The 20230-nt window shown below is 67.2% G+C and carries 23 protein-coding genes and 1 tRNA gene; 12 read left to right on the top strand and 12 right to left on the bottom strand.

The genetic code is table 11. The features are described 5' to 3' along the window. Nucleotides 1–14: 14 nt before the first annotated feature. The 4 genes from W7U_RS24365 to W7U_RS26330 all read left to right on the top strand — a co-directional run bounded on the left by W7U_RS24365 (nt 15) and on the right by W7U_RS26330 (nt 2265). A tRNA-Thr gene (locus tag W7U_RS24365) sits at nt 15–86 on the top strand. Nucleotides 87–601: 515 nt separating this feature from the next. After that, on the top strand, nt 602–1198 hold the full coding sequence (locus W7U_RS24360) for a hypothetical protein (protein WP_008263796.1): 597 nt from the start codon (nt 602–604) through the stop codon (nt 1196–1198). Next, nucleotides 1195–1722 (top strand): hypothetical protein, encoded by a 528-nt coding sequence (locus tag W7U_RS26335; RefSeq protein ID WP_131820922.1) that lies wholly within the window; start codon nt 1195–1197, stop codon nt 1720–1722. The genes W7U_RS24360 and W7U_RS26335 overlap by 4 nt, the downstream gene beginning before the upstream one ends. A 6-nt stretch (nt 1723–1728) precedes the next feature. Further along, nucleotides 1729–2265, top strand: a complete 537-nt coding sequence (locus tag W7U_RS26330) for a hypothetical protein (protein WP_020821552.1) — start codon at nt 1729–1731, stop codon at nt 2263–2265. Between the two features lie 12 nt (nt 2266–2277). On the opposite strand, the gene W7U_RS24355 is transcribed toward W7U_RS26330, so the two are convergent. Beyond that, a complete protein-coding gene (locus W7U_RS24355; RefSeq protein WP_008263794.1) occupies nt 2278–3060 on the bottom strand; it encodes a DUF732 domain-containing protein in 783 nt (260 codons plus the stop codon). A gap of 163 nt (nt 3061–3223) precedes the next feature. On the opposite strand from W7U_RS24355, the gene W7U_RS24350 reads away from it, so the two are divergent. After that, complete coding sequence (locus W7U_RS24350) at nt 3224–4117, top strand: transglycosylase SLT domain-containing protein (RefSeq protein WP_170320657.1); 894 nt, start codon at nt 3224–3226, stop codon at nt 4115–4117. A gap of 7 nt (nt 4118–4124) precedes the next feature. Here W7U_RS24350 and W7U_RS24345 read toward each other — a convergent pair whose 3' ends face one another. The 4 genes from W7U_RS24345 to W7U_RS24330 all read right to left on the bottom strand — a co-directional run bounded on the left by W7U_RS24345 (nt 4125) and on the right by W7U_RS24330 (nt 7322). Further along, nucleotides 4125–5093, bottom strand: a complete 969-nt coding sequence (locus W7U_RS24345) for an MAP_0585 family protein (protein ID WP_036429816.1) — start codon at nt 5091–5093, stop codon at nt 4125–4127. Between the two features lie 39 nt (nt 5094–5132). Continuing rightward, the gene (locus tag W7U_RS24340; protein ID WP_014379063.1) at nt 5133–5603 is read right to left on the bottom strand and encodes a lipoprotein LpqH; all 471 of its coding nucleotides are present in this window, start codon (nt 5601–5603) and stop codon (nt 5133–5135) included. Between the two features lie 85 nt (nt 5604–5688). Continuing rightward, the gene (locus tag W7U_RS24335) at nt 5689–6357 is read right to left on the bottom strand and encodes a S1 family peptidase (RefSeq protein WP_008263784.1); all 669 of its coding nucleotides are present in this window, start codon (nt 6355–6357) and stop codon (nt 5689–5691) included. 89 nt (nt 6358–6446) lie between these two features. After that, nucleotides 6447–7322, bottom strand: a complete 876-nt coding sequence (locus W7U_RS24330) for an alpha/beta hydrolase (protein WP_029385077.1) — start codon at nt 7320–7322, stop codon at nt 6447–6449. A 120-nt stretch (nt 7323–7442) separates the two neighbouring features. Between W7U_RS24330 and W7U_RS24325 the strand changes: the two genes are divergently transcribed. Then, nucleotides 7443–8933: an amidase gene (locus W7U_RS24325; RefSeq protein WP_008263778.1), complete on the top strand. Its 1491-nt coding sequence runs from the start codon at nt 7443–7445 to the stop codon at nt 8931–8933. On the opposite strand, the gene W7U_RS24320 is transcribed toward W7U_RS24325, so the two are convergent. Continuing rightward, nucleotides 8930–9127: a hypothetical protein gene (locus W7U_RS24320; protein ID WP_008263776.1), complete on the bottom strand. Its 198-nt coding sequence runs from the start codon at nt 9125–9127 to the stop codon at nt 8930–8932. The two genes, W7U_RS24325 and W7U_RS24320, sit on opposite strands and share 4 nt — an antisense overlap. A 380-nt stretch (nt 9128–9507) precedes the next feature. On the opposite strand from W7U_RS24320, the gene W7U_RS24315 reads away from it, so the two are divergent. The 3 genes from W7U_RS24315 (at nt 9508) to W7U_RS24305 (ending at nt 12048) form a co-directional block, all read left to right on the top strand. Then, nucleotides 9508–9750 carry a hypothetical protein gene (locus tag W7U_RS24315; protein WP_008263774.1) on the top strand — a complete coding sequence of 81 codons (243 nt, stop codon included), beginning with the start codon at nt 9508–9510 and terminating at the stop codon, nt 9748–9750. A 17-nt stretch (nt 9751–9767) separates the two neighbouring features. Continuing rightward, nucleotides 9768–10148, top strand: a complete 381-nt coding sequence (locus tag W7U_RS24310) for a hypothetical protein (protein ID WP_008263771.1) — start codon at nt 9768–9770, stop codon at nt 10146–10148. Nucleotides 10149–10488: 340 nt separating this feature from the next. After that, nucleotides 10489–12048, top strand: a complete 1560-nt coding sequence (locus tag W7U_RS24305; protein WP_008263769.1) for an LCP family protein — start codon at nt 10489–10491, stop codon at nt 12046–12048. A 7-nt stretch (nt 12049–12055) separates the two neighbouring features. On the opposite strand, the gene W7U_RS24300 is transcribed toward W7U_RS24305, so the two are convergent. The 3 genes from W7U_RS24300 to W7U_RS24290 all read right to left on the bottom strand — a co-directional run bounded on the left by W7U_RS24300 (nt 12056) and on the right by W7U_RS24290 (nt 14757). Further along, nucleotides 12056–12847, bottom strand: a complete 792-nt coding sequence (locus tag W7U_RS24300) for an SDR family NAD(P)-dependent oxidoreductase (RefSeq protein ID WP_008263768.1) — start codon at nt 12845–12847, stop codon at nt 12056–12058. A 32-nt stretch (nt 12848–12879) separates the two neighbouring features. Continuing rightward, a complete protein-coding gene (locus tag W7U_RS24295) occupies nt 12880–13719 on the bottom strand; it encodes an SDR family oxidoreductase (RefSeq protein WP_008263766.1) in 840 nt (279 codons plus the stop codon). A 102-nt stretch (nt 13720–13821) separates the two neighbouring features. Beyond that, a complete protein-coding gene (locus W7U_RS24290; RefSeq protein WP_008263765.1) occupies nt 13822–14757 on the bottom strand; it encodes an enoyl-CoA hydratase in 936 nt (311 codons plus the stop codon). Between the two features lie 233 nt (nt 14758–14990). On the opposite strand from W7U_RS24290, the gene W7U_RS26010 reads away from it, so the two are divergent. The 3 genes from W7U_RS26010 to W7U_RS24280 all read left to right on the top strand — a co-directional run bounded on the left by W7U_RS26010 (nt 14991) and on the right by W7U_RS24280 (nt 17302). Then, a complete protein-coding gene (locus W7U_RS26010) occupies nt 14991–15155 on the top strand; it encodes a hypothetical protein (RefSeq protein WP_008263763.1) in 165 nt (54 codons plus the stop codon). Continuing rightward, a complete protein-coding gene (locus tag W7U_RS24285; protein ID WP_008263761.1) occupies nt 15156–16637 on the top strand; it encodes a trehalose-6-phosphate synthase in 1482 nt (493 codons plus the stop codon). Nucleotides 16638–16723: 86 nt separating this feature from the next. Beyond that, nucleotides 16724–17302, top strand: coding sequence for a hypothetical protein (locus W7U_RS24280; protein WP_008263759.1), 579 nt, complete (start codon nt 16724–16726; stop codon nt 17300–17302). 1 nt (nt 17303) lies between these two features. Here the strand turns inward: W7U_RS24280 and W7U_RS24275 are convergent, their stop codons facing one another. From W7U_RS24275 to W7U_RS24265, 3 genes are read right to left on the bottom strand one after another with little or no spacing between them, the layout of a single operon-like run. Next, nucleotides 17304–17795, bottom strand: a complete 492-nt coding sequence (locus W7U_RS24275) for a mammalian cell entry protein (protein ID WP_008263757.1) — start codon at nt 17793–17795, stop codon at nt 17304–17306. Then, complete coding sequence (locus tag W7U_RS24270) at nt 17795–18502, bottom strand: hypothetical protein (protein ID WP_008263755.1); 708 nt, start codon at nt 18500–18502, stop codon at nt 17795–17797. Before W7U_RS24270 ends, W7U_RS24275 begins: the two co-directional genes overlap by 1 nt. Then, on the bottom strand, nt 18502–20223 hold the full coding sequence (locus W7U_RS24265) for a virulence factor Mce family protein (RefSeq protein ID WP_008263753.1): 1722 nt from the start codon (nt 20221–20223) through the stop codon (nt 18502–18504). Before W7U_RS24265 ends, W7U_RS24270 begins: the two co-directional genes overlap by 1 nt. Nucleotides 20224–20230 lie beyond the last annotated feature (7 nt).

Below are 20230 nucleotides of genomic sequence, written 5' to 3'. Positions count from 1 at the left end.
TCCCGGTTTTACCCGCCTCCTTAGCTCAGTGGTAGAGCACTCGCCTTGTAAGCGAGCGGTCGTCAGTTCAATCCTGACAGGGGGCTCCGTAGCTGCAATGGCATTTGCGCTGGTAGACAATGCCTTTCTGCGACAATATCGAAGGAAGGCGGCGTTGCTAACGAGCCTCGCTGCCTCGAAACGGTGCGCCCGCGCCGCAATCGGGAGCGGCCCCGGCATTCCACGAGCGCGCGTTTGCTCCTACTCAAAACGGGGACAATTTCGCGCTGAACAACCTGGATTACCGGAACCGACACAAGTTGCCGAGCGCGGGGCATAATACCTCCAGTGGGCGGGTTTGTGTAAAGATGAACAACATGGTGGTAAGTGGGGCTAATCGGTGGTAAGTGGAGGCAGGACCCACTACGAACGTCCGCCGGTCCGCAGGGCGATCTTCACTGTGTACGTCAAGCCGTTGCCCTACGACATAGGGTTGATCAACAAACTCTGCGAGGTTTGGTCAACTGACTACCCTGGGGTCAGGCAGACCCCACCGGTGCCGCGTTCACGTAGCACCTATAGCCCGCTCCCACAGACAGATCCGTTCGATGCGCCATGGCCAATGCCGAGGGTCGAGTTGGTCAACAGCTCACTGTCGCGCACGATCGCGTTCCAGTTCGACCACGTGTCACTGACGTGGCGCTTCGACGCCGACACACCCAACGACCAATACCCAAGCTACGAGGTGCTTGCGGAGGAACTGATCACGAAGTTTGGCGACTTCGTCCGGATTGTAGACGACGTCTCCGACGCCACGGTAGAGGTCCAGGGCTGCCAGTGTTACTACTCAAATTCCCTGGAAGATATCGGCGCAGAACGCTGGCTGGTCGGCTATTTAACCGGGGATTGGTCTGATATCGAGGCGCACGAAAAACAACTCCACGACGCGGCATACATCGGTTTTCAACTCCATTGGAACGAAGAAGAAGAAGGTGGTCTGAAGCGCAACGTTGGAGTTCACATAGACGAAGGGCTGGAACAGCGTCCCGAGCTGGACATCCATTCTGTTGCGGCACATGCTGATCCGTCGTCCATAAAGTCAGATGATCCGTGCACAACGGCCCGCAGTCTCTTGGATTCAGCTCACGAACTTGAGAACAGCACGTTTGAGGACTGTTTCAGCGAAGACATGAAGACGAGGTGGAAGGCACAGCCATGACGATTCTCGAAGATGGTTGGACAAAAATAGCCTCTCGCCAAACAGAAGCGGCTGCCCTCCAAAAAGCAAGGATGAATTTCTATCTCCGTCCGGCAGCGATGGAAGTAGAAGGCGACTGTACGCAGCCCCGTTTCTTTCGCCGACCGCCCCAATCTAGTACGGACAATGCTCAAGTGCGGGCGCACACTACGCTCACCGCATTGCTCGCTGACCGTTGCATTAACGCCGGAATGGCTTCTCGCGGAAGACAACTGATCGAGTTTCTATTCAAGACACACACCGTTGACGCCTCGATCGCCCCTGAAGACGACGGCTTAATTTTCTACTGGGCCGCGCGCGACATGGCGATTACGATTCAGATATTTTCGTCAGGCGACTATTGGTGGTCTGTGAGAAATATTGCCGGAATGTCCTTCTCGGACTCTGGATCTGATCTACCCCTGCGGGAACTTCGGTACAGCTTGAATCAGTTTTCGAAGGAAGTTGAACGCCAGAATCCGAACTGGCGCAACATCGTTCGTTGATCCAAAGTGATCAAGATCGGTCCTGCTGGTGCATACGATGACGATTCGTTCGCCGATACAGAGCTTCTTTACCGCCGAGTTCCTGGCAAGCCACCCTATCTGTCGCACCTCGATCCGATCACTGGGAAGCGACGGCCGCAGCCAGCAGCGTTCAGCATCAAGAAAGAGCCTGATGGCTTATCAGTAGTCGTCGATGGACTGATTCGCTCGTTGAAGCTGAAGACCAAAGATCTGTGCAACTGGGAAACACATGGTGTGGCACGGTTTGCAGCGGGCCACGTCAGACCAAACCTTGGGGTCATCGCGGCCGAGGACCCCAACAGTCCCCATCTTGGTAAAGCCCATGGGCTGATTCGCGGGCCGGACGGCATCCCGCCTGCGTCCGTTTGGAACCCCATCCGCGACGAAATTCTTGCCCACGCCGAGTTCTTCGAAAGCGATCCTGATGGGGCGACCGGTATGCACCCAGTACTGAAAATCGCCGTGAGCACCATCGGGCTAGGCTGGAAAGTCGTTGGCTGGCTGCGCCGTCGTCTCCGCTGAGTTACTTGAGATTCACGGGTGGCCCGGAAGGTTGTCCAGATCTCCCTGGATGTCCCGCAGTTTTCCTTCGATGGCCTGCAAATCGGAGAGGGCATCCTGATAGGACGGCTGCATCTCGTTTGAGGCAGAGGGTAGGGACTGGGGGCAGTACGCGACGATGGCGCCCGCGGTGACATGAGTGCTTTGATCGGCGTCCCAGATCGACGATCGCTGCACGAATCCGACCGCGTCGGAAAAGTTGTGTTGGTGCGCCAGGAAGTCGCAGACGGCGTGCCCCTGGACCGTCACGTAATCCTGGCTGGGAATCGGCACGCCTTCGTGCTTCAACGCGGCGATGAACGCCGTGTCGGCTACGCCGATCCGCGGGGCGGGTGCGGGGGGAGCCATGCGAGCGGGTGGCGACGCGACCGGTCGACTGGGTGACGACGCGGCCGGCGGCGGGGCTTCCGTCGGCTGCGCCGATGAATCCTGGTGGCGGACGGCGAATATGGCGATCGCGGCGGCGGCGATCGCCACCAGTGACAGCGGCAACGCCGCCAGCAGGCCGAGGCGGCGCAGCACGCCGCTGGGCCGCAGGAGCGTGACCGTGTCGTGCCGGGGCCGGGCGGCGGCGACCGCCGGGGTTTCGGGGGCGCTGGGCGCGTTCACGAGCGTCGCCCCGGTGCTGTGGGCCAGGAGTTCGTCGAGTAGTTCGTCGACCTCTTGGGTCGACGGCTGGCCACCCTGCTCGCGGATCGATCGTCGCCCAAGGGCGATGCGCCGCAGTTCTGAGTCGATCGTCTCGCGGTCGCGCATATCAACCAGTTTGAGCCTTCATCGGCATTGATGTCACGCGCTCGGATGCGACAGACTCGCTGTGAGGCGAACCAGCCGGAGCCGTGGGGGATCGAGGCGATGGACGGATGTGATCACTGTGGGCCCTAACCGACGCGCCGCGCCGCTCGTCCTCGCCGCGATCATGGTCGCGCTCGCCGGTTGTTCGGCATCGCATCCCAAACATGCCTCCCCGGCGGCCACGACGACGTCCGCCACCGCGGCGCCGACCCGGGTGGTGCCCGTGGACTCCGGGACGCCCGGCGGCGCGCAGCCGCCGCTGGCCGCGGATCCCGCGCAGCTGGTCGACGACCTCGTCGCCGACGAGCGCGCCCTGCGCGACCCGGGGACCGCGGAGCCGGCGCTGACGGCGGCGGCACACCGCGAGCAGGCGGCCTACCGGGCCATCGCACGCCATCCCGAATGGGACGCGACGACGCGCCCGCGCATCCCGGCGGAGTTGGCCGAGGTCTACGACCGCAACGTCGACGCCCGTCGGCAACTCATCGCGCTGACCCCGGTGCGAGACACCCTGCCGGCGTGGCGCATCGAGCCGCCGGCCCCGGCCGACGAGCTGCTCAGCGACTACCACCAGGCGGAGTCCGAATCCGGCGTCGGCTGGAACTACCTGGCCGCAATCAACTTCATCGAGACCCGGTTCGGCAGCATCGTGGGCGCGAGCACCGCCGGGGCACAGGGCCCCATGCAGTTCTTGCCGTCGACGTTCGCCGGCTACGGACAGGGCGGCGATATCCACTCCCCGCGCGACAGCATCCTGGCGGCGGGCCGCTACCTGGCCGCCAACGGCTTTGCCGACGATCGGGATCGCGCCATTTACGGCTACAACCACGCCGGCGAATACGTGCGCGCGGTCGACCAATACGCGGCGCTGATCGCGGCCGATCCGGCCACGTTCACCGCGTACTACCGGTGGGACGTCTATTGCCGCACCACCGCGGGCGACGTGGTGCTGCCCATCGGCTACGACGCGTCGTCACCGATCCCGGCCGCGGACTACGTGGCGGCCCACCCGCAGTAGTACGCGCTCAGTACAGGGGCACCCAGACACCGAAGAACCAGTAACCCCAACCGCCGTACTGCCAGTTGAAGACCGGGACGACGGTAAAGGTGTTGTAGTTGAACGGTCCGAAGTCCGCCCGGGCCACCAGCACGTCACGCGGCGGTCCGGCCCACGGCCGGTTCCACCCACCCGGAGGCGGCGGACCGTTCCAGCCCCCGGGGGGCGGCGGGCCCACCCAGTGCGGCGGCGGGTGGCCCGGGGCCGGGCCGTCGTTCCAGCCGTAGTTGTGCGGGCGCGGCGGCGGGGGTGCCCCGTGGCCCACGACGCTGAAGCCGGTGTCGAGACCCACCGGCCCGCCGATCTCCGCGTTGCCGCTGGCATACACCCCGCGCGGCGGAATGTACGGCGGGTGCGGCGGCTGCGTGCTCGGGGGATTGAGCGAGGCGTACCGCTGCCGCTCGTTCCCCGGCGGATTCTGCGTGTTCGCCGGGGCGTTGGTCTGCCCGCCCTGCGGCGGGTTATGACCGGGCTCATTCGGCTGCGGGGCGTTCTGGCCGCCCTGTGGCGGGCCGTTCTGGCCGCCCTGTGCCGGCGGACCGTTCTGCCCACCCTGCGCCGGCGGACCGTTCTGCCCACCCTGCGCCGGCGGACCATTCTGCCCACCCTGCGCCGGCGGACCATTCTGCCCACCCTGCGCCGGCGGACCATTCTGCCCACCCTGCGCCGGCGGACCATTCTGCCCACCCTGCGCCGGGGTGTTCCCCCCGCCCTGCTGACCGCCGTGGCCGCCGGGCTGTCCACCCGGGCCGCCCGGCGCGCCGCCCGGGCCGCCGGGGTTGCCGCCCCCGCCGCCGCCACCACCGCCACCGCCGTGGCAGCCCGGGCAAGGCGGAGGCGGGTCAAGTGGCGCGGAGTAGGCCGTCCCGGCGTTCAGGGTGGCCATGGAGATGCTCAGGCCGGCGGCCACCGCGGCAGCGCCGACGACACGTTTCATAGACATAGCTGCGTTCCCCTCGGGTGTCGATGGCCTGCGCTACGGGCAGGTGACGTCCAACTCGAATGACTTGGTTACCTGCTGCGGTTGCTGCGGGTTGCTCATGTCGACACCCGTAGCGGTGCCCTTGATCGCCCACGTCTTGCCGTTGACCGCGGCCCCGGCACTGCCGCCCTGGTTGGGCGCGGCGTCGGAGAAACCGAGCGCGACCCCGTTTACAGTGCCCAGCCCGACCGAATGGACCAGGGGCGGATTGCCATTGCTGACCACGGCGCCGAGCCCGGCGGTGGGGTCGCCGATGCCGATGTTGGTGTTGTCCCCCGCGGCGGTGCAGGTGACCTGCCCGCTGACGTTCTGGTTCTGGCCGTCGACGATCACCAGCGGACCTGCCGCACCCGCCGGCGAAGACGAGCCGGACGGCGACGTACCGGACTTGTTGCTCGAACACCCCGCGCCGGCCGCGATCACCAGGGCCACACCGGCAACGCCGGCTACGATCCCACGCTTCACTACTGCTTCCCCTTCGTGTCGCCGGTTCCGCTGCTTCACCATGGCGTCGGTACCCGGTACGTCAGAATTGCAAACGCTACGACACTCACGGGAGAACGCGCAGGCCCCACCTGTCCAGCAGCGGATTGATCAGCATGAAATAGGTCGTGTAGTCGTCACCGTCGGGCGAGGACATCAACAGACCGACGGCGCTCACGGTGCCGTCGGGGTTCATCACGAAGCCGGGACTGCCGCTGTCGCCGTCCAGGCTGAACACGCTTGCTTCGACCACGTCACCGTCGATTCCTTTGATGGCGCCGCACGTCTCACCCGTCACCGCACCGATCTTGCAGAACGGCATACCGGGTTGGATCTGCGCGTGGCTCAACACATCCCGAACCTGATACCTGCCGGCTATGTCGCCCACCGGCATGCCGATGCTCGGCTCGAGGCGGATGATCGCGGCGTCGCGCTTGGCCCCTTCATGCTCGCTGGCCGAGATCTTGCCGAGCGGAGCATCGTTGCCGTACGTCCACTCCGCGCCATCGTGCGAGTCGCAGTGCCCGCTGGTCATCAGGTAGTAGCTGCCGTCGGCGCCCTGTGCCGCGAAACCCGCTGTGCACCTGCCGGATTCATGATCAACTCCCATGCCCGGTGCCGGGGGCGGCGACGGCAGGGCCGGCGGCGGCGCCGCCGCAGCGGTTTTCGCCAGCGTCGTCGCGGCCACCAGCACGGCCCCAACGAGTCCCAGCCCCCGCAACCACGGCATGTTCACGCCGTCCCCCTCCGGTTTGTGCCGGGCAGATAATAGCAGCGCCACTCGCCTCGAATGCACTGGCGGCCAGCAGGTTCCGCGCGGCCGGTTCATCCGGCGTCGACGTGCCGGGCAAGGAAGTCCAGCACGGCGCCGGCGAAGATGTCGTTGCGATCACCGGCGACCATGTGTCCCGCGCCGCGGACATCGGTGAATTCGACTTGGGGAAAACGCGCCAGGAATTCGTCGGCGCGCTCCTGGCTGACGAGGTCGCTCATCTGCCCGCGCACCAGCAGCATCGGCACCCCGCCGCGCAGGATAGCCTCCACGGCCGCGTGCATCCGATCGGGGTCGGTGACCTCGAACGGCGGGAATGCGGCTGTGCCGCTGATGAATTGCGGATCCCAGTGCCAATACCAGCGGTCGCCGCGGCGACGCAGGTTGGTGGTCAGGCCGTCCAGATCGGTCGGTCGCGGCCGATGCGGGTTGTACTCGGCGATCGCGTCGGCGACTTCGTCCAGTGAGCCGAACCCCGATTCCACCCGCTCGGCCATGAAGGCATGGATCCGGTTCGCCCCGGACTGGTCCATGTTCGGGACAATGTCGACCAACACGACCGCGCTCGCGATGCCCGGGGACAGCTCCCCGGCGAGCAGCATCGACGTGAACCCGCCCAGCGAGGCACCGACCAGGACCGGTCGCGGAGGCAGCGTGCGCAGCACCTCTTGGACGTCGCCGGCGAAACTGACGACGCGATAGTCGCCGTCGTCCGACCAGTCCGATTCGCCGTGGCCGCGCAGGTCGACGGTGACGGCCTGCCACCCCCGCGCGGCGACCGCGGCAGCGGCCTTGCCCCACGAACGGCGCGTCTGACCGCCGCCATGCAGGAACACCACCGCGCGCGCATGAGGATCCCCGAGTCGGTCGGCGACGATCTGGACCCCACCGGGACCCCGGATCGTAAACGGTTCAGCTGCCGTGGGCACCAGGTGATACTAAGGCGCCCGCAACCGGCGCCCGCGTTCGCTTGACGCCAATGGCGTGCAGCGGCGTCAATTTAGGGGGCGGGCGGCGCCGCAGCGACGGGCCGAAGCGAAGGAGAAGGCATGCATCTCGACGAGTACATGTCGCTGGATGCGACCTCCTTGGCCGAAATGGTCGAGCGCAAGCAGGTCACCCCGGCCGAACTACTCGCGTTGGCACGGCAACGATCGGACGCGGTGAACCCGCACTTGAACGCCATCGTCCGTCGCCTCGACGGTGTCGCCGACGCCCGGGCCGCCGATCCGGGCCTGAAGGGCCCGTTTGCCGGTGTTTCCTTCCTGCTCAAAGACCTCGGCCAGGAGTACCGCGGCTTTCCCACGTCGTGCGGGTCGCGCTCGCTGGCCAATGAGGTGGCCGACCGGCACGCGCTGATCACGCAGCGGTTTCTGGACGCGGGCCTGGTGATTTTCGGGATGACCAATACGCCCGAATTCGGCGCCAAGGGTGTCACGGAACCCGACTATTGGGGCCCGGCCCGCAACCCGTGGAACATCCGGCACACGCCAGGCGGCTCGTCGGGCGGATCCGGTGCGGCGGTGGCCGCCGGCATCGTTCCGGCCGCCGGGGCCAACGACGGTGGCGGGTCGATCCGAATCCCCGCCGCCTGCAACGGACTCGTCGGCCTCAAGCCCAGCCGGGGCTTGGCTCCCTACGGCCCGCAGACCGGCGAGATGCTGTTGGGGATGGCGACCCAGGGGGTGGTATCGCGCACCGTGCGGGACAGTGCCGCGCTCTACGACGCGATCGTCGGGCACCATCCGGGTTCCGCTTACCGAGTTGCATTGCCCGACAAGCTATTCAGCGAGCTCGTGAAGCGTCGTCCGGAGCGGTTGAAAATCGGGTACTCGGCGCGCTCGGCGATCAACCCGCGGCCCAGCGCCGAAGCCGTTGCCGCGGTCGAGAAGACGGCGGTGCTACTGGGCGAATTGGGCCATCAGGTCGACGAGGTCGCGCCGCCGTACGATGACGCCGCACTGGGCCGTGACTTTCTGACCATCTGGTTCGCACAGCTTCACCACCAGGTCGCCGATATCAAGCGGCGAACCGGCGCCCGCGACAGCGACTTCGAGGCCGACACGTTGGCCGTCAGCGAACTCGGCCGATCCGGTGGTGTCCTGGCGGTCATGTCCGCGCTCGAAAACAGAAACAACTACATCCAGTCCCTGGCCGAGTTTCACGGCGCCTACGACTACTTCCTGACCCCCACTTTGGCGACCCCGCCCCTGGAGGTTGGTGCCACCGCGACGTCGGCGGTGTTGCAGCGCGCGGCCCGAGTGATCAGCAGGCTACGCGCGGGAAAACTCATGGGGCTCAGCGGAATTCTCGACGATCTCATCCAGGAGAGCCTGGGCTGGGTGCCCTACACGCAGCTGGCCAACCTCACCGGGCGCCCGGCGATCAGCGTCCCACTGCATTGGACGCAGAACGGCCTTCCGCTCGGTGTTCAGTTCGTGGGGAAGCTGGGCGCCGACGGCGAGCTCCTCCAGTTGGCCGCCCAACTCGAAGAGGCGAACCCGTGGGCTCACCGATACCCGGCCCCGGGCACGAATTAGCCGCCGCCGTCAGAGGTTTCAGCTGGCGGCTCGGTGCCCTGCTGGCCGCGCTGGCCCCGCCACAACCCGGCAAACCGACGGGCGATGTCACCCAGCCGGCCCCCCGCATGTTGGGAAGCTTTGATGCGGCCCAAGGTTTCCCGGCCTTCCTTCGCGTAGTCCTTGACCGATTCGTCGCCTTCCTCGGCGCGCATGTCTGTCCTCCGATCCTGCTCAGTCGCGCGTTTGTCATTCCGGAGTTTGACGCTCGGGCGGTTCCGATGGCGTCAAGCGCTCCGGCGGTTCAGTTGGCGTGAGCCGTTCGGGCGGTTCGGTGGGCGTGAGCCGCTCCGGCGTCTCGCCCGGTGTCCCCGGCTCGGGTGGCTCTGAATCGCCTGGCCGCTTCGCCGAAGGCGGCCTGAGGTCCGTATCGCCCATGCTCAGTCCTTCGATCGGCTCAAACCCGCGTACCCCCCGCACCGGGGCCTCCAAACGCTGCCGGGTTGGAAAAACGCCCCGCTGCGCACCGGGTGCCGGGGGCGGCCCGGCCGCTTACACTCCAACCGTGGTAGATCTGGCGCAAACGAGGTCGGCAGTGAAGAAAGTCCCGCTCGGCATCGGAATCGCCGTCCTCGTGTTGCTCGCCGTCTTCGCGATACCGATCAAGCAACGGTGCGGGGCGCCGGGCTACCCGTGCGCGTCGACGCTGGACAACGAGGGCAACACCCACTACTACTACGAGGTCGAACCGGCGGGCGTCTACCTCGCTGAAATCGTCACGGGCTCCAACATCACGCTCTTTTACTCCTCGGGCGAGGACCTGGTCAAAGCCCGATAGCACTGCAGGGAGACGACATGCGCATCGGCGCAACTGCCCTGATCACGGCGGCCGCCGGGGTGCTCGCAGCGGCCATGCTGCACCCGAACGCGCCGGCACTCGCCGCCGTGGGCCAACGCCCCTGTAGCGCAAATGCGTTGTGCGCCAACGCCCCCGCGGCCGACGGCGGTGACCAGGCCGCCGCCGAGCGTGCGATCATCGACGGCTACGTCAAGAAGCAGGTCGGATGCACGCCGAACATGCCGCCCCACCCGGTGTCCATCGCGTGGGATCCGCCGGGCTTCACGCCGGGGGTCGGCGGCTCTGGCCTCATTCACGATGCCAACCCGGCGCTGGGCGGGCAGTACCGCGCCGACTACGTCGACGGTCGATGGCGCATCGAGTACCTGTACTGCTGACGGCGACGGTTTGCTGCCGGTCCCGGGCGGTCGGTGCGGTGCCGGGTATCCGTGCGGTCACAAGTTCGGCTCGATCCGGCTCGCGTACGAGACCGGGCGGGGGTCGTCCCGGGCGCACACCCGCACCGCCCGAGCAAAACAGGCAGGTAGATCGGCGATCGCGGCCGCGAATCGCGCCGAGTGGGCCCGCTGATTCCGGTGACGGCCGCCGCCGGCGGGCGCTCTCGATTGGGGCCTTCACAGCTGGCTAACGCATACTTGTCACCATGCTCGAAGCGACATCGCCGCTAACCGCCGTTGCGGGGCCCGGTGATGCGCTGGGTGCGGGCAGAGGTTTGTGATGGCCCGCTCGGGCGGCGCCCATCGCCGTCATCGAGCCGTCCGTCAGCCCTCTCGCTTCCGCAAGGGGCTGACGCGCACCCTGGGCGCGCTGGTTTCCGTGGCGGCGGTCGGGCTGACCGGCGCCGGGTACTACGTGGCGCACGGCGCGCTGGGCGGCATCACCGTTTCCAACGCCCTGCAGCCCGACGATCCGCGGTCCAGCGGCGACAACATGAACATCCTGCTGATCGGCCTGGACTCGCGCAAAGATCAGGACGGCAACGACCTGCCGTATTCGATCCTCAAGCACCTGCACGCGGGCGATTCCGACGACGGCGGCTACAACACCAACACGCTGATCCTCGTGCACGTCAGCGCCGACAACAAAGTGGTCGCGTTCTCGATCCCGCGCGACGACTGGGTGCCGTTCACCGGGGTCCCGGGATACAACCACATCAAGATCAAAGAGGCCTACGGGCTGACCAAGCAGTACGTCGCGCAAAAGCTGGCCAACCAGGGGACGAGCAGTCAGAAGGAGCTCGAGACCAAGGGTCGCGAGGCCGGGCGGGCGGCGACCCTGCGCGCGGTGCGCAGCCTGACCGGGGTGCCGATCGACTATTTCGCCGAGGTCAACCTGGCCGGTTTCTACGATCTGGCGCAGACGCTGGGTGGCGTCGAGGTGTGCCTGAACCACGCCGTCTACGACTCGTATTCCGGCGCCGACTTCCCGGCCGGGCGCCAGCGACTGGACGCGTCCGAGGCGCTGTCGTTCGTCCGGCAGCGGCACGGCCTGGAGAACGGCGACCTGGACCGCACCCATCGGCAGCAGGCGTTCATCTCGTCGGTCATGCAGGAGCTGCAGGCCGCGGGCACCTTCACCAACATCGACAAGCTCAAGAACCTGATGGCGGTGGCGCGCAAGGACGTGGTGCTCTCCTCCGGCTGGAATGACGACATGATCCAACGGCTCGGCGGGCTCGCCCGGGGCAACCTGGAATTCCGGACGCTACCGGTGGTGCGCTACGACAACATCGATGGCCAGGACGTCAACATCGTCGACCCGGCCGCGATCAAGGCCGAGGTGGCGGCGGCGATCGGCACCGACGCACCGACCACCGCGCCCACCACCACGGCCGTCAAGCCCGACCCGTCCACCGTCGTCGACGTGGTCAACTCGGGCAGCATGAGCGGGCTTGCCACCGAGGTATCGCGCGCGCTGAAGAAGAAGGGCTACACCCCGGGCCAGGTCCGGGACCGCGAGTCCGGCGAGCCGACCACCAGCTCGATCGCGTACGGCGCCGGCGCGCAGAGCGATGCGCGCAACCTGGCCACCATGCTGGGCCTCGACGCTCCCAGCCAGCCCAGCCCCGGCGTCCAGCCCGGCCACATCCGGGTGACGGTGGACACCAACTTCTCGATTCCCACACCGGACGAGACCCAGATGGACGACGTCACGAGCACCAGCACCACCACGTCGACCAAGGCCAAGACCTACTACTACAACGGCACCACCACGACGTACCCGACGCCCGATCAGGGAAAGCCGATCGACGGCGGCGGCGTGCCCTGCGTCAACTAAGCCGCCATCAGCTGTGCGTGCCGCCGTCCATGCGGATCTCGGTGCCCGTGATCCAGGCGCCGTCGTCGGATACCAGCATGGCGACCACCCCGGCGACCGCTTCGGGTCCGGCCATTCCCGTGCCGCTGGACTCCGTCGTGGTTGGCAGGACCGGCATGAGCCGCGAGAACAGCGCCCAGTCGGCGTCCTGCGGGATGTATCCGCCGGTGGCATCGGTGATCCCGGACTTGATGCTGCCCGGCGCGACGCACGCCGCGCGCAGGCCCTGCTTGGCGTATTCCAGCGCCAGCGAGTGGGTGAAGGCCTGGATGCCGCCCTTGCTCGCGGCATAGGCGGCCATGTAGGGATGGGCGAACGAGGCCGACGTGGAGCTGAAGTTCACGATCGCGCTGCGCGGGTTCGCCAACAAGGCCGGTAGCGCCTCGCGCACCACCAGAAACGTTCCGGTCAGGTTGACGCCGACGATTCGGTTCCAGAGTTCGAGGGTGGTGTCGTGGGTGTGCGCGGCCCGCAGGATGCCCGCCGCGTTGACCAGCGAGTCAAGCCCACCCAGCCGCTCGACGGCCAGGCGCACCCCGTCGACCACCGAATCCTCGCTGCCGACATCCATCGGCACGATGCTCAGCCGGTCGGCGATGCCGGCCTCTTGTGCCCGCGCACGCGTGGTGTCCAGGCCCTCAGCCGCGACGTCGGAGGCCGCGACGGCGGCGCCCTCGTCGAGCAGGCGCAGCGCGGTCGCCTGCCCGATCCCCGACGCGGCGCCGGTCACCAGGATCCGCTTGCCCTCGAGACGCTTCATCGCTTCTCCCGTTCACTAGGCGCGGCGACGGGTCAGGGTGCCACGACCCCGCGCAGCGCGTCCTCGCCGTACATCTGCACCATCATCGAGGAGTAATCCGGGCCGCGGCGCAGAATGTGTCCCCCGTCGACGTTGATGCACTGGCCGGTGATCCAGGCCGCCGCGTCGCTGAGCAGGAACATGGCCAGGTTGGCCACGTCCTCGACCTCACCGACCCGCGGCAGCGGAGTGCACAGCGCGTAGTCGCCGCTGATCTCGGGTGACTGGATCACGCTCGCGTCGACCAGATCGGTGCGGATCAGGCCCGGCCGGATGCTGTTGACCCGCACCCAGGACGGGCCGAGTTCGTCGGCGGCCAGCATCATCATGTGGTCGATCGCCGACTTGGTGACCCCGTACGGCCCGAACCACCGGTGGGTGTTGCTGGCCGCGATCGACGAGATCCCGATGAACGAGCCGCCCCCGCCCCGCACAAGCTCGCGCCCCACATGCTTGAGCACGTACATGGTGCCGTTGACGTTGAGGTCGACGGTGTTTCGCCACGCCTCCGAGTCGGTGTGGGTGATCGGCCCCACGGTCAACGAGCCACCCGCGCAATGCACCGCGCCGTGCAACCGGCCGTGCCAGGCCGTCGCGGCGTCGACCGCGCGGGCCACCTCGTCCTCGTTGGTTACGTCGGCGGGCTCATAACGAATCGAGCCCTCGCCGGGCAGGGCTTCGATCTCCTTGACGGCCCCGGCGAGTCGATCGGCGTTGCGGCCGACGATCATGACCGAGGCGCCGGCCGCGACCAGCCCGGCGGCCACGCCTTTGCCGATCCCGCTACCCCCGCCGGTGATCAGGTATGTCCGGTCTTGGAAAGAAAGCTGCACGCGAGGCCCTTTCAAACTGGAACAGGTTCTAGCTATAGAAGCATGTGCCCTCGGGGGGAATATCGCTACCCCCGGTCTCGTTAGGTCCTCGGCTGCGCGGCGCTACGGCGTATCGCGGCGCGCCACCTTCGTCGGCTTCGCGTCCCGCCAATCCTCGACGTGCGGAGGCTGGCCGACCGGCCACCGGTTCTCGTTGAACGCCGCCCAATGCGCATGCCCCAGCAGGTGCACGTGGAAGGCGTGCCGCAGCGCCTCGGTGTAACCCATCGCGTCGGAGGCGGCGTTGACCGAATCCTTGATGAGCAGCGACGCCATCGTGGGCCGCTCGGCGATGCGTCGCGCGAATTCGAGTGTCTTTTCCTCTAATTCGTCGACAGCGAAAACCTTGGACACCATGCCCAGCCGGTGCGCCTCGTCCGCGTCGATCGAATCACCGGTCAGTAGCAGTTCTTTGGCCTTACGCGGACCGAATTCCCAAGGGTGAGCGTAATATTCGACACCCGGCATGCCCAACCGGACCGCGACGACGTCGCTGAACTTCGCGTTGTCGGCGGCGACGATCAGGTCGCAGGCCCAGATCAACATCAGCCCGGCCGAGATCGCGTTGCCCTGCACCTGGGCGATCGTGATCTTGCGCAAATCGCGCCAGCGGCAGGTGTTTTCGAAAAAGTAGTGCCATTCCTGGTGGTACAGCTTCTCCATGATCGGCTCGAGCGTGGCCCCGCGCGAGCGGAAGCTCGGATGCTGCCCGGGCCCCGGTGCGCGCTCGGCCAGTGCCTGCTCGGAACCCAGGTCGTGGCCGGCGGAAAAGTTCCTGCCGCGCGCCGCCAGGATTACCACGCGAACGGTGTCGTCGGCCTCGGCGCGGCCGAAGGCCTCGTCGAGCTGGACCAGCAGGCCGCGGCTTTGCGCATTGTGGGCCTCGGGCCGGTTGAGCCAGATCCGCGCGATCCGGCCCTCGTCGAGGGTTTCGTAGGCCACGAGCTCCGGGGTGTTGGCGTTGGCCGCCCCGGTGTCGGCTTGCTCGGAGACTGTCATTCCGCCCACCTCGTTCGTCGTTGATTTGGCCTTGTTTACAGATTACGGCCAGTGTGTAACCGGGCCGCGTCGGGGGGACGCGCCGCGAGCCCTTGATCGGCGGCACGTCCCGGCCGGTCGTGTCTTCGCGAGCGGCGCGACGAGTCCCTGCAAACCAGCCATAAACGCGCCCGACGCCCGTTAGCTGGTGAGACGGGCTGCGGCCGATCACGCGCGTCGCCTACAGTTAAGTCATGCCTACGAAATCTGATCCTGGCGAAATCGGCGACGTCGAGCCGGTGGCGGACAGCACTGCGAGCCAGGCCAGGCGGGTCGTCGCGGCGTACGCCAACGACGCCGACGAATGCCGGGTCTTCCTGTCCATGCTGGGTATTGGGCCGGCGAAACTCGACGCGTAAATGGCTCCCGGGGGAGGGCGAGGCTCCAAGGCGGCCAAATTCGGGGATTCCGACTTCGTCGTCGTCGCCAACCGGTTGCCGGTAGATCGGGAGCTGCTTCCCGACGGCAGCACGGCCTGGAAGCGCAGCCCCGGGGGACTGGTCACCGCCCTGGAGCCGCTACTGCGCCGTCGGCGCGGCGCGTGGGTCGGCTGGCCCGGTGTGGTCGACGAGGACGTCGACCACGAAGACGAGCCGATCGTCCAGGAGGACCTGGAACTGCGGCCGGTCAAGCTGAGCGCGGACGACGTCGCCGAGTACTACGAGGGCTTCTCGAACGCCACGCTGTGGCCGCTGTATCACGACGTGATCGTCAAGCCGCTGTACCACCGCGAATGGTGGGACCGCTACGTCGTCGTCAACCGCCGCTTCGCCGAAGCCACCTCACGTGCCGCCGCGCGGGGCGCGACCGTATGGGTGCAGGACTATCAGCTGCAACTGGTCCCGGCGATGCTGCGCGAGATGCGGCCCGACCTGACCATCGGCTTCTTCCTGCACATCCCCTTCCCGCCGGTGGAGCTGTTCATGCAGATGCCGTGGCGGACCGAGATCGTCGAGGGCCTGCTGGGCGCCGACCTCGTCGGATTCCACCTGCCCGGCGGCGCGCAGAATTTCCTGTTCCTTTCCCGGCGGCTGATCGGAGCCAACACCACGCGCGGGGCGGTCGGGGTGCGGTCGCGGTACGGCGAGGTGGAGCTGGAATCCCGCGTCGTCCGGGTCGGCGCCTTCCCCATCTCCATCGATTCCAGTGCCCTCGACCAAACGGCCCGGCACCGCGATATCAGGCGCCGCGCCAAGGAGATTCGGGCCGAGCTCGGCAACCCCCGCAAAGTGCTGCTCGGCGTCGACCGGCTCGACTACACCAAGGGCATCGACGTTCGGCTGAAAGCCTTTTCGGAGCTGCTCGCCGAGGGCCGCGCCAAACGCGACGACACGGTGCTGATCCAGCTGGCGACGCCCAGCCGCGAGCGGGTGGACAGTTACCAGCAGCTGCGCAACGACATCGAACGCCAGGTCGGCCACATCAACGGCGAATACGGCGAAGTCGGGCATCCGATGGTGCACTACCTGCATCGGCCGGTCCCGCGCGACGAACTCATCGCGTTCTTCGTGGCCGCCGACGTCATGCTGGTCACCCCGCTGCGCGACGGGATGAACCTGGTCGCCAAGGAGTACGTCGCCTGCCGCAGCGATCTCGGCGGCGCGCTCGTGCTGTCCGAATTCACCGGCGCCGCCGCCGAACTGCGCCAGGCGTACCTGGTCAACCCGCACGACCTCGAAGGGGTCAAGGACGCCATCGAGGCCGCCCTCAACCAGCCCGTCGAGGAAGGACGGCGGCGCATGCGGTCGCTGCGCCGCCAGGTGCTCGCCCACGACGTCGATCGCTGGGCACGGTCATTCCTCGATGCGCTTGCCGAGGCGCGGCCCCATGACGCCGATTAGCGCGGATGCCCCGGGAACCCATGGTGTTGGCGCGCCAACGCTGTGATACTCGGGAGCAGCGTCGCACGCGAAGGAGAAAGAGTCACATGAAGCTCCGTCACGGACTGGCCGCGGGTGCCGCCGTCTTCACGGCTGTCGCAACGGGAATCGCGCTGCAATCCGGCGAACCGGCCAAGGCGCTCGGGCCGCCGGCGGACGGCACCTACGCCTACAACGAGGCGGGCGTCTCCGGGGTTACCTGGACCATCTCCGCACTGTGTGACCAGCCGTCCGGGACCCGGAACATGAACGACTATTCCGACCCGATCGTCTTCGCGATGAACTGCGCGCTGAACATCGTGAGCTCTACGAACGAGCAGATCAGCGCCGCCGACAAGCTGCAGAACTTCAGCGGCCGGGCTCGCATGTCCAGCATGCTGTGGACGTTCAAGGTGCAAAAGGACAACGGCGTGGCCTGCCCGGGCGGGGGCACCGCGCCGTCCACCGAAACCTTCGCGTTCAGCGACGAAACGATGAGCGGCACCCACACCACGCTGCACGGGCCGGTATGCGGGCTGCAGCCGGAGATGAAGAAGCAACCCTTTTCGCTGGCGATGACCGGACCGCCGCCCAGCCCGATCGAGCGTTACCCGTTGTACTGCAACGGCATTGCGATGTGCTACTGAGCTAGATCGGCGTGATGTAGGCGATCAGCCACTGCTTGCCGATCTTTTTGAAGTCGACCCGCAATCGGCTGCCGTCATACAGCGGCTGCCGTGACTTGTCGGTGACCGTCCGGTTCATGTAGACCATCACCGACGCCGAATTCCGTTGGGCGGACATGACTCCCACGCCCACGACGTTGGCCTGCACCACCACTTCGCGCTTCTTGGCTTCGGGAATGATCTGGGTGTTGGCGCTCTTCTGGAACTCCGCGCGATAGTCGGGGGTCAGTAGCGGGTACGCCGCCGACAGGCTGCGTTCGACCGTTTGGTAGTCGTAGGCGAAAACCTCGGGGATTTCCTTGGCCGCCAAACCGGGCAGCACGGCACGCGCCGCCTGCTCACCGCGAACCTCGACCCGATCCCAATACATCCAGCCGGCCGCCGCGGACAACCCGACGAACGCCACGGCCAGAAGGTAACCCGCGACGATGAGCAGCCAACGCCGCCATCGCATCAATTACCCCCGTCTGGATACTTCAGGTCGTAGCCGCTCATGCGTCCGGAGTCGTCTTCGTGCACGATGACGCGCAACCGGTAGGGCATGGACGGCTTGTTGACGCCGTCGATATCGGCGACCGTGACGCGCACCGACACCAACACGGACGCGTTATCGGTAACGGCGTCAATGCCTTCCAGCGCGGCGCCGTTGACGACGGCTTCCGATGTCGCGTTGGTGGAGCGGAACAGGCCCTTGAGATTCTCGACATTGTTGTTGGCGCTGAGCATCCCGCGCAGCGGTCCGCTGGTCCCGTTGACGAACCGGTTGACGCTCTCGTCGATGTTGTCCTGCTTGTAGCTGAACATGTTGACCACCGTCTGCGTCGCGGTGTCGACGAAGCGTTGGTCGCGCCCCTGCGCCGCGGCGGCGTGGCGGTGCTGGACGGCCAGGAGGGCCACGCACCCGGCCAACGCCCCCACCGCCACCAGTGCCGCCGCGAAGGAGATCCACGCCACCAGGGCGCGGTGCGGCTGGCGCCGCGGTGGCGGCTTGATGGACTTGAGGCTCCTGACGGATTTCGCCGACGGCTTCGGCGCGGCCGGCACCTCCGTCTGGACCGTGACGTCCTGCGTCGACTCGCTCTTGGCAGGACCCGCCGCGCGCGAGGCTTTACGACGAGCGCGCGGCTTGGTTGTCTGTTCGTCCGTTATGGCAGCGTCCATTACAGAGGCCTTGGATCAAGCATGAGGTCCACCCAATTCTCGGCGCCGGAGGTTCCGGTGGCGCCGGCGGCGAAGATACCAGTGCCTCCTGCCGGATCGACAAACGCGCCGGTCTTCTCGTCATAGGTGGCATACGCCGGCCCGCTGGCCTGCGGCTGCCCCCCGGGCGGCGGGCCCCACGGCTTCTCCGGTCCGGGGCCCGGCGGCGGCGGGTTGATCCCCAGCGGCGGCGCCGGCGGGGGCAGCCACTTCGGATACGGAAGCTGCGGCGGTACCGGCGGCACCCCCGGCGGTTGCCACGACGTGAACGGCGGCGGCGGCCCGTTGTCGTTGGGCGGCGGCGGGGCGAAGGCCGGCTGGTGCGGCGCCGGACCGGGTCCAGGGACCACACCCGGCGGGGGCGGCCCGACCATCGGAGTGCCCGGATCTGGGTCGGCGTCCGGCGGGATGTACGGGAAGTGGTTGGGCGGCAACACGTTCAGCCCGTTGGTCATCGGGGTGTCGTAGGGCACCGGCGGGCCGCGCCACGGGTTGCGACCGATCGGCACGTAGCCCTTCGGGTCGCGGCAGAGCTGAATCGTGGGGGCGCGCTTCCCGGGGAACTCTTGGCACGGGTAGTTACGCGCGCCGCGCACGGTGCTGGGATCGTTCTGCGCGGTCTTGCAGTACATGTCCCTCGGAAGCTCGCGCACCGTCTCGTCGGCCGGGGTGCGCATCAACGGCGGCGGCAGGAAGCCGACGGCGCACGGCGGCGGGTCGTTGAGGTCGAGCTTGAAGTCCAGCTTGGCGCCCTCGTCTTGCGGCCCGCCGCCCGCGGCGGTGGTGATGGCCGCGAACAACGCCGGCAACACGACGAGCAGCTGTTCGATCGACTTGTTGTAGATCACGCCCACCCGGCCGAGGTTGGCCAGGCTGGCGGCCAGGGTCGGGAAGTTGGGGCGGATGCCCGAGAACGCGGTGCTGGCCTCGTCGGTCGCGCCGGGGGCCGTGGCCAGGGTGTCGCGGAGCTGGGGGTCGGCCTGACGGACCTCGGAGGTGAACCGCGCCAGCCCATCCGAGAGCGACTTGATGTCGCCACCGGCGCGGATCTGGGCCTGCAGGAACGGGCCGGCCTGATCGATCAGCTGCGAGACCTGCGGATAGTTGGCGTTCGCCTCGTCCACCAGCAGCCGGGCCGACTCGAACAGCCGGGCGAGCTCGGGGCCTGACCCGTTGGCCGCAATGAACGTCTCGTGCAACAGTTCACGCAACCGGGTGTCACCCAGCCTGTTGACCAGTGTCTCCGCCCGCTTCAACAGATCGGCGACGTCCTGGCCGATCCGGGTGTTCTGCCGCTCGATGCGGGCACCGTTGGTCAGCTTGCTCGACGCGGGCGAGCTCGGGGGCACCAGGTCGATGTACTGCTCGCCGACCGCCGACACACTCTTGACGGTGGCGGTGACGTTCGACGGGATGGCCGTCTCGCTGTTCAGCCGCATCTGGGCGATGACGCCGCCTGCGCTCAGCCCGACCGACTCGACGCGGCCGACGGCAACGCCGCGGTAGGTGACGTTGGCGTTTTTGTACAGGCCGCCGCCGGCAACGAAATCGGCGCTCACACCGTAGGTTCCGATGCCGAAGGTCGCGGGCAGCCGCAGGTAGAAGATCGCCATCACAGTCAGGGTGATCGCCGTGATCACGGCGAAGATCGCCAGCTGGATCCTGGTCAGTCTGTCATGCATGTGCGTC

Origin of the sequence: Mycobacterium sp. H4Y, assembly GCF_000364405.1 — a bacterium.
Classification (GTDB): domain Bacteria; phylum Actinomycetota; class Actinomycetes; order Mycobacteriales; family Mycobacteriaceae; genus Mycobacterium; species Mycobacterium intracellulare.
Note: the sequence above shows the minus strand (reverse complement) of the source record. Positions and strands in the feature narration are given on the sequence as shown.

Coding starts and splice junctions, on each gene's coding strand:
- W7U_RS24285 (WP_008263761.1), top strand. CDS start 15,156: ATGGCTCCCGGGGGAGGGCGAGGCTCCAAGGCGGCCAAATTCGGGGAT.
- W7U_RS24360 (WP_008263796.1), top strand. CDS start 602: ATGCCGAGGGTCGAGTTGGTCAACAGCTCACTGTCGCGCACGATCGCG.
- W7U_RS24320 (WP_008263776.1), bottom strand. CDS start 9,127: ATGCGCGCCGAGGAAGGCGACGAATCGGTCAAGGACTACGCGAAGGAA.
- W7U_RS24265 (WP_008263753.1), bottom strand. CDS start 20,223: ATGCATGACAGACTGACCAGGATCCAGCTGGCGATCTTCGCCGTGATC.
- W7U_RS24310 (WP_008263771.1), top strand. CDS start 9,768: ATGCGCATCGGCGCAACTGCCCTGATCACGGCGGCCGCCGGGGTGCTC.
- W7U_RS24280 (WP_008263759.1), top strand. CDS start 16,724: ATGAAGCTCCGTCACGGACTGGCCGCGGGTGCCGCCGTCTTCACGGCT.
- W7U_RS24270 (WP_008263755.1), bottom strand. CDS start 18,502: ATGGACGCTGCCATAACGGACGAACAGACAACCAAGCCGCGCGCTCGT.
- W7U_RS24275 (WP_008263757.1), bottom strand. CDS start 17,795: ATGCGATGGCGGCGTTGGCTGCTCATCGTCGCGGGTTACCTTCTGGCC.
- W7U_RS24290 (WP_008263765.1), bottom strand. CDS start 14,757: ATGACAGTCTCCGAGCAAGCCGACACCGGGGCGGCCAACGCCAACACC.
- W7U_RS24300 (WP_008263768.1), bottom strand. CDS start 12,847: ATGAAGCGTCTCGAGGGCAAGCGGATCCTGGTGACCGGCGCCGCGTCG.
- W7U_RS26335 (WP_131820922.1), top strand. CDS start 1,195: ATGACGATTCTCGAAGATGGTTGGACAAAAATAGCCTCTCGCCAAACA.
- W7U_RS26010 (WP_008263763.1), top strand. CDS start 14,991: ATGCCTACGAAATCTGATCCTGGCGAAATCGGCGACGTCGAGCCGGTG.
- W7U_RS24345 (WP_036429816.1), bottom strand. CDS start 5,093: ATGAAACGTGTCGTCGGCGCTGCCGCGGTGGCCGCCGGCCTGAGCATC.
- W7U_RS24355 (WP_008263794.1), bottom strand. CDS start 3,060: ATGCGCGACCGCGAGACGATCGACTCAGAACTGCGGCGCATCGCCCTT.
- W7U_RS24305 (WP_008263769.1), top strand. CDS start 10,489: ATGGCCCGCTCGGGCGGCGCCCATCGCCGTCATCGAGCCGTCCGTCAG.
- W7U_RS24350 (WP_170320657.1), top strand. CDS start 3,224: ATGGTCGCGCTCGCCGGTTGTTCGGCATCGCATCCCAAACATGCCTCC.
- W7U_RS24325 (WP_008263778.1), top strand. CDS start 7,443: ATGCATCTCGACGAGTACATGTCGCTGGATGCGACCTCCTTGGCCGAA.